Genomic DNA, 12214 nt, shown 5'->3' on the forward strand with positions numbered 1-12214 from the left:
CGCGGCGCGACGAGCCCGATCTCCGAGGAGGTTCCAGTGCACCACCACCTGTTCCGCGGCGTCCTGGCCGGAGCGGCCGGGACGACCGCCCTGAACACGGCCACCTACCTGGACATGGCGGTGCGCGCCCGGCCGGGCAGCACCAGCCCGGAGCGGACCGTGCAGGAGGCCGAGCACCGCTTGGGCGCGCTGCCCGGTGGTGAGTCGGCGGTGCACAACCGCCGCTCCGGGCTCGGTGCGCTGCTGGGCATCGGCGCCGGTCTGGGGGTGGGCGCCGCCTACGGCTGCGTCCGGACCGGACTGCCGCGCGCCCCGCTGCCGCTGATGGCGGTCGCCGCGGGTCTCGCGGCCAATGCGGCAGGTACGGCGCCGATGACGGCGCTCGGGGTGACGGACCCGCGCGGGTGGACCGCGCAGAGCTGGGCGATGGACCTGGTCCCGCACCTCGCCTACGGCGTCGTCACCGCCCTCACCTTCGAGGCGTTCCGCTAGGCCGCCGCCGGTCCCCCGATGCCGAGGAGCTCGGCCGCGTTGCCGGAGCAGAACCGGCGCCGGTCCGCCTCGTCGGCGAACTCGCCGAGGAAGCGCGCGATCTCGCCGGCGGTGGGCCGTTGGAACGGGTGGTCGGTGGAGAACAGCAACCTGTCCGCCGCGGTCACCGCCAGCACGTGCCGCAGCAGCGCCGGTTCGAGCATCCCCGAGCAGGTGAGGTGCACGTGCGAGCGGACGTACTCGGAGACGGTACGCGGCAGTCCCGCCGCCGCGGACAGGGAATCGGCCCGGCTCAGCCAGAACGGCAGCAGCTCGCCCCAGTGCCCGAGCACGAGCCGCAGCCCGGGGAACCGGTCGAAGGTGCCGCGCAGCACCAGCCGCAGCGCCGCGGTCCCCGCGTCGACGTGCCAGCCCCAGCCGTAGGTCGCCAGCCCCAGTCCGACGGCGTCCCCCAACCCCGAGCACGCGGCCTCGCGCACGTCGCGCGCGGGCGGGCCGGGATGCAGGAACAGCGGCAGCCCGAGCGCCTCCGCGGTGGCGAACAGCTCGTCGTGGCGCGGGTCGTCGAGCGGCACGTCGGCGGCGCGGCCGTGCACCACCGCACCGACCAGGCCGAGCCGCGCGGCGCGGCGCAGTTCGTCGGCCGCCACCGCGGGAGCGACCACCGGCAGCGTCGCGAAGGCGCGGAACCGGGTCGGGTGCCTGCGCACGGCCTCGGCGGCGGCGTCGTTCGCGTCGCGGCACAGCGGGACGGCTTCGGCCGCGGGCAGCGCGCCGGTGCCGGGCGGGTTCGCCGGGGACAGCACCTGCACGTCGACGCCCTGCGCGTCCATGTCGGCGATCCGCGCGTCCCCGAGATCGTCCAGGCGCGCCGCGAGGTCGCCGTGCTCGCTCAGGACCAGCGCGTCGTCGCGCAGGCCGGCGGGCCGCGCGCGCAGCGCGGCCGTCGCGGCGGGCAGGTCCCAGTGCTCCTCGACCGCGATCACGGTCTGCTCGCCGATCACCACGGCACCGCTTCGCCGAACCGGTCCAGGTAGGCGATGCCCGGTTCGCCGAGCCTGGACAGCAGCACGTCCACCAGCAGCGGCGCGCTCTCCTCCACCGCGTAGCGGGCGTCCGGGCCGCCGAGCGCGGTGCGGATCCAGCCGGGTGCCAGCAGCAGGAACGACCGCCGCGCGGCCGAGTCCCTGGCGGCGAGGCAGCGCACGAACATGTTCAGGGCGGCCTTGCTCCCCCGGTACAGCTCGCGGGATCCGGTGCCGGCGTTCGCGATGCTGCCCTGCCCGGAGGACATCGCCCCGAGGAGCCCTTCCGGGATCACGAGGTCGGCGAGCGCGTCGAGCACCCGCACCGGGCCGAGCGCGTTGGTCACCATCACGTCGACGAAGGTGGTGATGCCGACCTCGCCGATCGGGGTGCGCACGTCGTTCGTGGTGCCCGCGTTGACGAACAGCACGTCGAGCCGCGTCCCGGCGAGCCGCTCGCGCAGCGCGGGCAGCCGCTCGGGTTCGGTGACGTCGAGCCGTTCCACCCGCACCCGCCCGCCGGAGTGCTCGGCGAGCTCGTGCAGCGGGGTGCGGGCGGTGCTGTCCCGGACGGTGCCGATGACGTGCCACCCCCGTTCGTGCAGTTCGGCGGCCATCGCGTGCCCGAGGCCGCGGGAGGCGCCTGCGATGAGCGCGGTCGGTCCGTTCGTTTCTGGAGTCATGCCCCGAGCCTGCTCCCCGGCGTGTCGACCGGGCACGTACCGCGGCCGGATTCGTAGGATTCCGCGAATGGAGCCGTCCCTGGTGAGCGAATCCGCCGATGTGAGCACCGATGATGTGCGTCTGCTGCGCGCGCTGCAGATCGACCCGCGGGCGTCGTTCGCGTCGATCGCGGCGGCGCTCGGCGCCTCCGAGGGAGCGGTGCGCCGCCGCTATCACCGCCTGCGCACCGGGGGCGTGCTGCGCGTCGCGGGCATCGTCGATCCGGGCGCGCTGGGGCAGAGCCGGTGGCTGGTGCGGTTGCGCTGCCGTCCGGGCAGCGCGGCGGCGATCGCCGAGGCGCTCGCGGAGCGGGACGACGTGAGCTGGGTGGCGCTGGGCGCCGCCGGGTCCGAGGTGACCTGCGCGGTGCGGTCGCGGACCCGGGAGCAGCGCGAGGAGCTGCTGGGCCGCCGGCTGCCGCGCACTGCGGCGGTGCTCGACATCCGCGCGGCGGCGCTGCTGCGGCAGTTCGTCGGTGGCCGCGGGCACCACTGGGCGGCGCTGCGCGGCGCGCTGACCGAGCAGGAGGAAGCGGAGCTCGGTTCCGCGGGGAACCCGTTCGCGGAAAACCCCGTCACCGCAGGAGATCCGGTCGAGTTGTCCACTTCGGACGAACGGCTGCTGGCCGCGCTGGCGGCCGACGGCCGCGCGGGATTCGTGGACCTGGCGGCGGCCGCGGACCTCACCCCGGGCCGCGCCGCGCGCCGCCTGCACGCGCTGCTGGAGCGGCGCGTCGTGCACGTCGACGTGGAGATCGCCGCGGCCGCGCTGGGCCTGCACGCGCGGGCGAACCTGTGGCTGCGGGTGCACCCGTCGGCGGTGAAGGACGTGGGGCGCGCGCTGGCGCGGGAACCGGAGGTCGGGTTCGCCGCGGCCGTATCCGGGCCGCACAACCTGCACGCCGTGGCGCACTGCCGGAACTTCGACGACCTCTTCGAGTTCACCACCGACCGGATCGGCGCGCTGCCGGGCGTGCACGACGTGGAGGTGTCGCCGTTCGTCCGGCACGTCAAGCAGGCGGGCACCCTCGTCGACGACGACCGGCTCGCCGTCCCGGGAATCCCCCGCCGCTGACTCCACCCACCTCGCGGAGCCGCCGGCACCCCATCGCCGCGGCGGCCGATCACCCGCTCGCACGGCGAGTTCCGGTCACCGCGGGCCGAACGAGCGGATCGCGGCCACCACCCGTTCCTCCACCGCGTCGCGACCGGCCCGCCACACGGCGACCGCGTCCGATCCGGGCAGCGCCGCGGGCAGTGCCTCGGCGACGGCCTCCAGGTGGGCGCGGCGCAGCTCCGCGTTCACGTTGATCTTCGCGACGCCGGAGCCGACCGCGCTCCGGATCTGCTCGGCGGGCAGCCCGCTCGCCCCGTGCAGCACCAGCGGCACCGGCACCGCGGCCCGGACGGCGCGCAGCCGGTCCAGGTCCAGCCGCGCGTCCGGGGAGAACCCGTGCACGTTGCCGACGGCGACGGCCAGCGCGTCCACCCCGGTGCGGCCGACGAAGTCCGCGGCCTGCTCGGGTGAGGTCATCGCCGCGGACCGGGCGCCGGTGGAGACGTCCTCGTCCCCGGCGAGCGCGCCCAGCTCGCCCTCCAGCCAGGCACCGTGGTCGTGGGCGATGCGGACGGCTTCGGCGGTCGCCGCCACGTTGTCCTCGTACGGGTCGTGCGCACCGTCGTACATCAGCGAGGTGTAGCCGAGTTCGGCGCACCAGCGCAGCTCGGCGAAGTCCCGGCAGTGATCCAGGTGCACGCCGACCTCCGCGTCGGCGTCCGCGGCGGCCGCCAGCGCGACGGTCGCCAGCAGCCGGCCCGCGTGCCGGAAGTGGCTCGATCCCGCGAGCAGCAGCACCGGTGCCCCGGTCCGCTCCCCCGCCCGCACCACGGCCTGCACCTGCTCCAGGTTGTAGGTGGCGAACGCGCCGAGCGCCCACCCGCCATCGGCGGCGGCGCGCAGGGTGGCCGTCCCCCGGCTCAGCACGCGGCCTCCCGGAGCCTGCGCACCGCATCGCGCAGGCCGTGCTCGTCGCCCACGTTCCCCGCGAACACGCCGTAGGGCACGCCGGTCGCCGGACCGGACACCGGTTCCCAGATCGAGGCGGTGCCGGGCAGCAGCGTGCCGCGCGACCACGCCCGGCGGATGCCGAGGCCGCCGGTCGCGACGTCCGAGGAGGTGATGCCGCCCTTCGCCAGCACGAACGCGGGCCGGACCTCGGCGAGCACCGACCGCACCACGGCGACCAGGGCGGCGCTGACGGTGCGGGCGATCTCCAGGCTGTGCTCGGCGTCGCGGCCGCCGACCAGCTCGCGGCTGGTGCGCAGCACGACGTCCTCGGCCGCCCCGGCGCGCAGCAGCGCGACGACGCGGGCGGTCAGCTGCGCGATGTGCTCGGCGCAGGCCGCCGGATCGAGCACCCGGGCCACGTCGAGCTCGGCCTCGGCGCTGCGGCCGTCGGCGTGCAGCGCGGCGAGCTGGCGGGTGGTGAGCCCGACGTGCGAGCCGACGACCACCAGCCCGCGGCTCGACCGGTCCCGCGCATCGTCCGGGCCCGGTTCGGCCGCGCGCAGGTCCGCCGGGTCCGCGGGCGGGTGCGCGCGCTGGCCGGTGCGCGCCCGCACGAACGACGGGCCGGTGCGGTAGACGAACCGCCCGCCGTCCGCCTCGGCGCGCAGCAACCCGGCGACGAGCACCCGCAGGTCCTCGTCGGTGGCGGCGTCGGCGACGACCGGCAGCCCGCCGGTGATTCCGCCGAGGATGCGGGCGACCGCCGCCGGCCCGCCGGAGCGCAGCTCGGCCAGCGGCACCGCGGTCACCGCGTCCCGCGGGACCCGGCCACCGGTCTTCTCCGCCACCCAGTCCCGCAGGTCGGAGCTGCGGTAGCCGAAGGTGCGGTCGCGGGCGAACTCCGTCTCACCGACCGGCACCATCCCGTCCACGGTCCGCATCCAGTGCACCGAGTCGACGGTGATCCGCCCGGGTTCGATCAGGGCGGGGACCAGCAGCACGCCGTCCACGTCCTGCCCGGCGGCCGCGCTCTCCGCACCGAGGACGTCGGTCTCCAGCGGGAAGTGCCCGCGCAGCGTCGAATCCCCGCGGCTGGCGAAGGCGCAGTCGACGCCGAGGTCGCGGGCGACGTCGAGCGCGGCCCGCGCGACCTCCCGGTTGGTCCGGGCCGCGTCCTGCGGCGCGAGGCTGCGCGTGTTGGTGAGCACGAAGAAGCCCGGGGTCTCCTGCGCGAAGGCCCACTCCAGGTCCTCGCGGGTCCAGACGGTGAGCACCGGCAGGTCCCGGATGCTCTGCGTGCCGGTGGGATCGTCGTCGAGCACCACCACCCGGCGTCCGGCCGCGACCGCCGCGGTCAGCTCGGCGGCCGGGACGTCCCGCGGTTCGGGGGCGTCGGCGAGCAACCGCTGCTGGGAGATCGTCATCTCAGGACTCCAGCTCCTTCAGCGCGCGCACGATCGCGTCCCCGGCCTGCACGGTGGAGGCCGAGCCGCCGAGGTCGGGGGTGCGGCCCGCCGGGTCCCGCAGCGCCGCGTCCACGGCGCGTTCGACCAGCGCGCCCGCGCGCACCGCGCCCTCGTCGCCGCGGCGCCGCCCCAGCCAGTCCAGCATGAGTCCCGCCGAGAGCACCGCGGCGACCGGGTTCGCGATGCCCTGCCCGGCGATGTCCGGCGCCGAACCGTGCGAGGACTGGAACAGGCCGTGCTCGTCGCCCACGTCGCCGCTGCCCGAGAGCCCGAGACCGCCGACGGTGGCGGCGGCGAGGTCGGAGATGATGTCGCCGAACATGTTCTCGGCGACCAGCACGTCCAGCGACTGCGGGCGCTGCACCTGGTAGGCCGTCATCGCGTCCACGTAGGCGTGATCGCGCTGCACGTCCGGGTACTCGTCGGCGACCGAGTCGAAGACCTCGCGGAAGAACGCGTAGCTGGACAGCACGTTCGCCTTGTCCACGCAGGTCACCTTCGCCGGGCGCGCCGGGTTCGCCGCGTGCCGGGAGCGGGCGAGCTCGAACGCCTGCCGCACCACCTTCTCGGTGCCCCGCCGAGTGATCACGATGGTGTCGGTGGCGACCTCGCCGCGCACGTTCGTCCCGCCTTCGCGGGAGGCGTAGAGGCCTTCGACGTTCTCCCGCACCACCACGTAGTCGATGCCGTCACCGCGGGTCAACGGCTGCGGCAGCGCCGGGATCGAGTGCACCGGGCGGATCCCGGCGTAGAGGTCGAGGCCGAAGCGCAGCCGGAAGATGACGTCGCCGTTGACCTCGCGGCCGTCCGGATGGCGCGCCTCGGGCAGGCCGATCGCGCCCATGTAGATGGCGTCCGCGGCGGCGCAGGCCGCGTACTGCTCGTCGGGCATGGCGATGCCGGTGCGCTGCCAGCGCCCGGCGCTCGCGTCGAGCTCCTCGAAGTCGAGGCCGAACCCGCCCAGTTCGGCGGCGGTCGCGGCGACCTTGAGCGCTTCGGCGGTGGTCTCGGGCCCGATCCCGTCCCCGCCGAGCACGGCGATCCGGTAGGTGGTCATGCGATTCCCCTTCGGTAGCAGCGAATTCGGTGGCTCACAGCAGGACCCACAGCAGGCTCACCCCGGCCATCGAGGTCACCGACAGCACGGTGTGGCTCAGCGTCCACACCCGCAGGTTCTCGCCGACGGTCAGGCCGAAGTACTCCTTGCTGAGCCAGAAACCGGCGCTGTTGACGTGCAGCAGGAACGAGGATCCCGCGCCCGCGGCCAGCACCAGCAGCGCCAGGTGGACCGGGTCGAGCGCGCCGACGCTGGGGGCCACCAGCGGGGGCCCCGGGCCCCCCCCCCCCCCGGGGGGGGCCCCCCGGGGGGCCCCCGGCGCACACCGCGGACAGCCCCCAGGGGCGGGTGGCCGCGGTGCTGGCGCTCCGCGAGCAGCTCGACCACCGGGCCGGGCACTACGGCACGGCCAGCAGCGCGCAGGGAGCGGTCCCCGGCGTGCGCGACTGACCGGCGCGGTGCCCGGCCCGGCGGTATGGCCACGCCGGGCGGCGCGGACGCGGGGGCGCCGCCCGGCTGGGCGGCTCGGCACGGGGGGCACCCGCGCCGCGCCTCGGGACGGGGGTGGACGCGGCGGGTCGGGTCGGTGCCGAGCCGGGTTCGGAGAGCCATGCCATCGATGATGTTCGAGAATTATTCGATCCGCGATAATTCGATGGAGTGACATTCCTGTGCCGCGCCGAAGATCGCGGCCAGAATCGGATCCATGGACGAGATGCGAAGCGCCGCGGACCCCGGCTCGACAGGGCGAGCGCCCGGCGGCCCGGAACAGGACGACCGCCAGCTCGACGACCGCCAGCCGTGCACCGAACCGAGCCCCATGGTCCGGCGGCACCTGCTCGCGGGCGAGCTCCGGGAGCTGCGGCACGCGGCGCGGCTGACCCACGCCGACGTGGCCCAGCGGCTGGGCTGGCCGCAGGCGAAGGTGAGCAAGATCGAAGGTGCCCGCCAGCAGGTCGGGGTGGAGGCGGTCATCGCGCTCGCCGACATCTGCCACGCGGGCTCCGACCGGCGGGACCGGCTGGTCGAGCTGGCGCACTCCGCGCGAGGCCGCGGTTGGTGGGAGGCGTACCGGGACGTCCTGCCCCCGGACGTCCGCCGGCACGTCGGGTTCGAGGCGGAGGCGGTCGTGGTGCGGGCGTTCGCCGTCGAAGAGCTCCCCGAGCTGGTGCGGACGGACGAGTACGCCGCAGCGGCCGACGACGCCCGTGCTCCGGAACGCTCGTCGGACGCGGCCGAGCGGTCGCTGGAGGTGCTGCGGCGCAGGCGGCGCCGGGTCGAACGTGGCGCGCTGGCGCTGGACCTGGTCCTCGCCGAGTCGGCCCTGCGCCGCGAGGTGGGCGGCCCGGAGGTGCTGGCGCGGCAGCTGGACGCGCTGCGCGGGCTCGCGGAACTGCCGACGGTGGCGGTCCGGGTGCTGCCGTTCAGCGCCGGCGCGCTGGCGACGGGGGCGCCCTTCTCGGTGCTGTCCTTCGAACTCGACCTGCCCGAGGTGGTGGTGACCTCCGCCGCCGGGGCCACCGAGCTCGCCGACGACCCGGCTTCGGCGGGGGCGCACCACGAGCTGCTGCGGCGCTTGGCGGCGGCCGCGCTGCCACCCGAGGAATCGGTCCGCTGGCTCCGCGCGGAAGGGAGCCCCGCGATGTCCGGGTGACCGCGCGGGGCGCGTGCGGTGATTGGGGCGGTCGTCCGGACCGTGCCCTCGACGGCGGTTGACCTGGAGCTCTGCGCCGTGGTGGAGGCCATGCGGGTCGCCGTGTACCCGCGGTTCATCGTGCGTTAGGCTGAAATCCCGTGGGAGCGACGGATTCAGCCGTCCTGCCAGCGCAGATTCATTCAGCCCGGCGACGGCTTGACCACGGGGAGCCTTCTTGGTGCCGCAAACACGCACGATCAAGCACGTGTTCGTCACAGGAGGTGTCGCCTCCTCACTCGGCAAAGGCCTGACCGCGTCGAGCCTCGGCGAACTCCTGACCTCCCGCGGACTGCGGGTGACGATGCAGAAGCTCGATCCTTACCTCAACGTCGACCCCGGAACGATGAACCCGTTCCAGCACGGCGAGGTGTTCGTCACCGAGGACGGGGCCGAAACCGACCTCGACATCGGGCACTACGAGAGGTTCCTGGACCGGGACCTCACCAAGAACGCGAACGTCACCACGGGGCAGGTCTACTCGGCGGTCATCGCGAAGGAACGCCGGGGTGAGTACCTGGGTGACACCGTGCAGGTCATTCCGCACATCACCGACCAGATCATCGCCCGCATCCGCGCGATGGCCGAACCGGACGAGGACGGGCGCACGCCCGACGTCGTGATCACCGAGGTCGGTGGCACGGTCGGCGACATCGAATCGCTCCCGTTCCTGGAGGCGTGCCGCCAGATGCGGCACGACGTGGGCCGGGACAACTGCTTCTTCCTGCACGTGTCGCTGGTGCCGTACCTGGCGCCGTCGGGCGAGCTCAAGACGAAGCCGACCCAGCACTCGGTGGCCGCGCTGCGCAACATCGGCATCCAGCCCGACGCGCTGGTCTGCCGGGCCGACCGCGAGCTCCCCGAGGACCTCAAGCGCAAGATCGCGCTGATGTGCGACGTGGACTCCGACGGCGTCGTCGCCTGCCCGGACGCCCCGTCGATCTACGACATCCCGCGGGTGCTGCACGGCGAGGGCCTGGACGCGTACCTGGTGCGGCGGCTCGGACTGCCGTTCCGGGACGTCGACTGGACGGTGTGGGGCGACCTGCTCGACCGCGTGCACAAGCCGACCGAGCGGGTGCGGATCGCGCTGGTCGGCAAGTACGTCGACCTGCCGGACGCGTACCTGTCGGTCACCGAGGCGCTGCGCGCGGGCGGGTTCGCGCACCGCGCGAAGGTCGAGATCGCCTGGGTGCCCTCCGACGAGTGCGACACCGATGCGGGGGCGGCCCACGCCCTGGCCGGCATGGACGGCGTGCTGATCCCCGGCGGCTTCGGCGTGCGCGGGATCGAGGGGAAGCTGGGGGCGATCCGCTACGCCCGCACGCACGGCATCCCCACCCTCGGCCTGTGCCTCGGCCTGCAGTGCATGGTGATCGAGGCGGCCCGCTCGCTGGCCGACCTGAAGCGGGCGAACTCCGCCGAGTTCGAGGAGCCCTGCCAGCACCCGGTGATCAGCACGATGGCCGATCAGCGGGACGTGCTCTCCGGGGACCGGGACATGGGCGGCACGATGCGGCTCGGTTCCTACCCGGCGAAGCTGCTGGAGGGGTCCGTGGTCGCCGAGGCGTACGGCGAGACCGAGATCGCCGAGCGGCACCGGCACCGCTACGAGGTGAACAACGCCTACCGCGACCGGCTGACCAAAGCCGGCCTGGTGTTCTCGGGCACCTCGCCCGACGACCGCCTGGTGGAGTTCGTGGAGCTGCCGCGCGAGCAGCACCCGTTCTTCGTCGGCACGCAGGCGCACCCGGAGCTCAAGAGCAGGCCGACCCGCCCGCACCCGCTGTTCGCCGCCTTCGTCCGGGCCGCCGTCGACTACCGCGCGGCGGAGCGGCTTCCGGTCGAGCTGTCGGACAACGTGGAAGCCGGGGTCTGATCCGGCCCGTAGGGTGACGCCGTGAGCGCAGCGAATACGAACGGCACGGGTAGTGGTGGTGGCGACGTCCAGCGGACCGACGGCACGCACGAGTTCGCCACCGTCGCGTCCCAGGACGTGTACGTGGGCAAGATCCTCGCGTTGCGGGCCGACGAGGTCGCGATGCCGGGCGGTGGCCAGGCGCGGCGCGAGGTCGTCGAGCACCTCGGTGCGGTGTCGATCGTCGCGCTCGACGCGGACGACCGGGTCGTGCTGATCCACCAGTACCGGTACCCGGTGGGGCGGCGGCTCTGGGAGCTGCCCGCCGGGTTGCTCGACGTCGCGGGGGAGGACCCGCTGCGCACCGCGCCGCGGGAACTCGCCGAAGAGGTCGGACTCGCCGCCGAGGACTGGTCGGTGCTGGTGGACATCGCTTCGTCCCCGGGCTTCACCGACCAGAGCGAGCGGGTGTTCCTGGCCCGCTCCCTGACCGAGGTGGGCAGGCCGCCTGCCGCCGGTGACGAGGAAGCGGACCTGGTGGTGCGCTGCGTCCCCTTCGACGAGGCGCTGCGGATGGTGTTCGCCGGGGAGATCGTGAACGCTCCCGCGGTGTCCGGACTGCTGGCGGCGGCCGCGGTCCGGTCCGGTCGTGCCGAGCCGCGATCCGCGTCGGCGGAGTGGCTCGACCGCCCGCACCGGTTGGCCGAGCGGTTGCCCGGCTGATGGGAAGCCGTCCCGCGCAGAGCTGATGTGCAGCGCCCCACTCGATCGGTCGATCGAGGGGGGCGTTCGGCTGTGCGCGGTCGGTTCCGGCGGAGGTGACCGGGGCGGGTGCGCGTGGACGCTCCGCCACCGGAGCGGCGGGCCCGGCGCCGCGCTGAACTCGATTCCACTCGCAGGCCCGGGACCGCGGGAAACTCCGACGACCGGGACCGGGGGGACTCGGCAGCAGGGACGACATGTCACCTGTCGCTTCGAGTTGATCTTGCAGCTGTCCGTGCGGCAGCCGCACCCGGCGAGCGACGCCATCCCGACGCCCAGCCTCGATTCAATCGCCCGATCCATGTCGAGGTCCGCTCGCCCGGACACCCACCCCCGCCCGGCGGCCGGCCCGATCCGGTGGTCCGGCTCGATCTGGTGGTCCGGCTCGGCCCGGTTGTCCGGCTCGGCCCGGTTGTCCGGCCCGGCCCGGTGATCCCGCCCAGTCCGCCGGCACGGCCCGATCCGGCGGCCGGACCCCGATACGGCCGACCCCGCCTCCCGATCCGATCACCCGGCTTTCTCCGGACATCGGCTCCATCCGGGCGTTCAGACGCGGACCGGAGCTCTACGCCGGCGGATCGACCCGTGCGGTTCGCCGCCGATCGGATGCCGGTCCGAACGCTCCCGCGCGGCACCAGCCGCACCGCCCGAGCACGACCGGCTCAGGACCGCAGCACGCGCCCGTTCGAGTCGGTGCTCTCCGTGCTGAGGATGACGATCCCGTCGATCACGCACCAGATGATGGAAGCGATGGTGCCCAACCCGCAGAAGATCAATCCGCCGAGGGTGAACAGCAGCAGCTGCGCGACCGCGATCCCGGTGTGCCCGGTGTAGAACCGCCCGACCCCGAACGGCAGCAGGATCTGCAACAACCCCGCCCCGAGCTTGGACTTGTCGGACAGCGCGACGTCCTCGTACGGGTTCCGCGGCATGCCGTACGGCATCGGGGCGCCCTGGCCCCAGCTCGGCCCGGGTTGGGGAGGTGCCGCCGGGTAGGGGGCCGCGCCTCCGGCGGGGCGGGGTGCTCGGGGCGGGGGGCTCCTAACAGCGTCCCCGCCGATTCCCGTTGCGCCGCGTCGAAATCGGCGGCGTCCCGGTGCAGCCGCGCCAGCAGCACGTCCAGGTCGCGGA

General features: G+C 74.5%; 13 protein-coding genes. 6 read left to right on the forward strand and 7 right to left on the reverse strand.

Features of this window, described 5'->3' with window-relative positions; genetic code table 11:
• Positions 1-36 precede the first annotated feature (36 nt).
• Positions 37-492: a hypothetical protein gene (locus LCD33_RS09265; RefSeq protein ID WP_224957633.1), complete on the forward strand. Its 456-nt coding sequence runs from the start codon at positions 37-39 to the stop codon at positions 490-492.
• Here the strand turns inward: LCD33_RS09265 and LCD33_RS09270 are convergent.
• Complete coding sequence (locus tag LCD33_RS09270) at positions 489-1496, reverse strand: amidohydrolase family protein (RefSeq protein WP_224957632.1); 1008 nt, start codon at positions 1494-1496, stop codon at positions 489-491. The two genes, LCD33_RS09265 and LCD33_RS09270, sit on opposite strands and share 4 nt — an antisense overlap.
• Complete coding sequence (locus LCD33_RS09275; RefSeq protein WP_224965825.1) at positions 1493-2200, reverse strand: SDR family NAD(P)-dependent oxidoreductase; 708 nt, start codon at positions 2198-2200, stop codon at positions 1493-1495. Before LCD33_RS09275 ends, LCD33_RS09270 begins: the two co-directional genes overlap by 4 nt.
• 67 nt (positions 2201-2267) lie before the next feature.
• Here LCD33_RS09275 and LCD33_RS09280 point away from each other — a divergent pair, with 67 nt between their 5' ends.
• On the forward strand, positions 2268-3314 hold the full coding sequence (locus tag LCD33_RS09280; protein WP_224977723.1) for an Lrp/AsnC family transcriptional regulator: 1047 nt from the start codon (positions 2268-2270) through the stop codon (positions 3312-3314).
• A 75-nt stretch (positions 3315-3389) separates the two neighbouring features.
• Here the strand turns inward: LCD33_RS09280 and LCD33_RS09285 are convergent, their stop codons facing one another.
• From LCD33_RS09285 to LCD33_RS09300, 4 genes are read right to left on the reverse strand one after another with little or no spacing between them, the layout of a single operon-like run.
• Positions 3390-4223, reverse strand: coding sequence for a class II fructose-bisphosphate aldolase (locus LCD33_RS09285; RefSeq protein WP_224965823.1), 834 nt, complete (start codon positions 4221-4223; stop codon positions 3390-3392).
• Positions 4217-5671, reverse strand: a complete 1455-nt coding sequence (locus tag LCD33_RS09290) for a four-carbon acid sugar kinase family protein (RefSeq protein WP_224965822.1) — start codon at positions 5669-5671, stop codon at positions 4217-4219. The genes LCD33_RS09285 and LCD33_RS09290 overlap by 7 nt, the downstream gene beginning before the upstream one ends.
• 1 nt (position 5672) lies before the next feature.
• On the reverse strand, positions 5673-6770 hold the full coding sequence (locus tag LCD33_RS09295) for an isocitrate/isopropylmalate dehydrogenase family protein (protein WP_224965821.1): 1098 nt from the start codon (positions 6768-6770) through the stop codon (positions 5673-5675).
• Positions 6771-6804: 34 nt separating this feature from the next.
• Positions 6805-7032, reverse strand: a complete 228-nt coding sequence (locus tag LCD33_RS09300; RefSeq protein WP_224977724.1) for a GntP family permease — start codon at positions 7030-7032, stop codon at positions 6805-6807.
• On the opposite strand from LCD33_RS09300, the gene LCD33_RS29350 reads away from it, so the two are divergent.
• The 4 genes from LCD33_RS29350 (at position 6963) to LCD33_RS09320 (ending at position 11044) form a co-directional block, all read left to right on the forward strand.
• Positions 6963-7220, forward strand: coding sequence for a copper transporter (locus LCD33_RS29350; protein WP_224977726.1), 258 nt, complete (start codon positions 6963-6965; stop codon positions 7218-7220). The genes LCD33_RS09300 and LCD33_RS29350 overlap by 70 nt on opposite strands.
• Positions 7221-7476: 256 nt before the next feature.
• On the forward strand, positions 7477-8424 hold the full coding sequence (locus LCD33_RS09310; RefSeq protein ID WP_224968401.1) for a helix-turn-helix transcriptional regulator: 948 nt from the start codon (positions 7477-7479) through the stop codon (positions 8422-8424).
• Positions 8425-8644: 220 nt separating this feature from the next.
• Positions 8645-10342 (forward strand): CTP synthase, encoded by a 1698-nt coding sequence (locus LCD33_RS09315; protein WP_373689962.1) that lies wholly within the window; start codon positions 8645-8647, stop codon positions 10340-10342.
• A gap of 21 nt (positions 10343-10363) precedes the next feature.
• Positions 10364-11044, forward strand: a complete 681-nt coding sequence (locus LCD33_RS09320; protein WP_308011254.1) for an NUDIX hydrolase — start codon at positions 10364-10366, stop codon at positions 11042-11044.
• 701 nt (positions 11045-11745) lie between these two features.
• Here the strand turns inward: LCD33_RS09320 and LCD33_RS09325 are convergent.
• Positions 11746-12027, reverse strand: a complete 282-nt coding sequence (locus tag LCD33_RS09325) for a TM2 domain-containing protein (RefSeq protein WP_224962214.1) — start codon at positions 12025-12027, stop codon at positions 11746-11748.
• Between the last annotated feature and the right edge of the window lie 187 nt (positions 12028-12214).

It is taken from the genome of Saccharopolyspora sp. 7B (assembly GCF_020177435.1).
Lineage (GTDB): Bacteria > Actinomycetota > Actinomycetes > Mycobacteriales > Pseudonocardiaceae > Saccharopolyspora_C > Saccharopolyspora_C gregorii.

What these genes read in the sequence shown, in the direction of transcription:
- LCD33_RS09275 (WP_224965825.1), bottom strand. Translation starts at nt 2,200, where the DNA reads ATGACTCCAGAAACGAACGGACCGACCGCGCTCATCGCAGGCGCCTCC.
- LCD33_RS09280 (WP_224977723.1), top strand. Translation starts at nt 2,268, where the DNA reads ATGGAGCCGTCCCTGGTGAGCGAATCCGCCGATGTGAGCACCGATGAT.
- LCD33_RS09290 (WP_224965822.1), bottom strand. Translation starts at nt 5,671, where the DNA reads ATGACGATCTCCCAGCAGCGGTTGCTCGCCGACGCCCCCGAACCGCGG.
- LCD33_RS09295 (WP_224965821.1), bottom strand. Translation starts at nt 6,770, where the DNA reads ATGACCACCTACCGGATCGCCGTGCTCGGCGGGGACGGGATCGGGCCC.
- LCD33_RS09310 (WP_224968401.1), top strand. Translation starts at nt 7,477, where the DNA reads ATGGACGAGATGCGAAGCGCCGCGGACCCCGGCTCGACAGGGCGAGCG.
- LCD33_RS09325 (WP_224962214.1), bottom strand. Translation starts at nt 12,027, where the DNA reads ATGCCGTACGGCATGCCGCGGAACCCGTACGAGGACGTCGCGCTGTCC.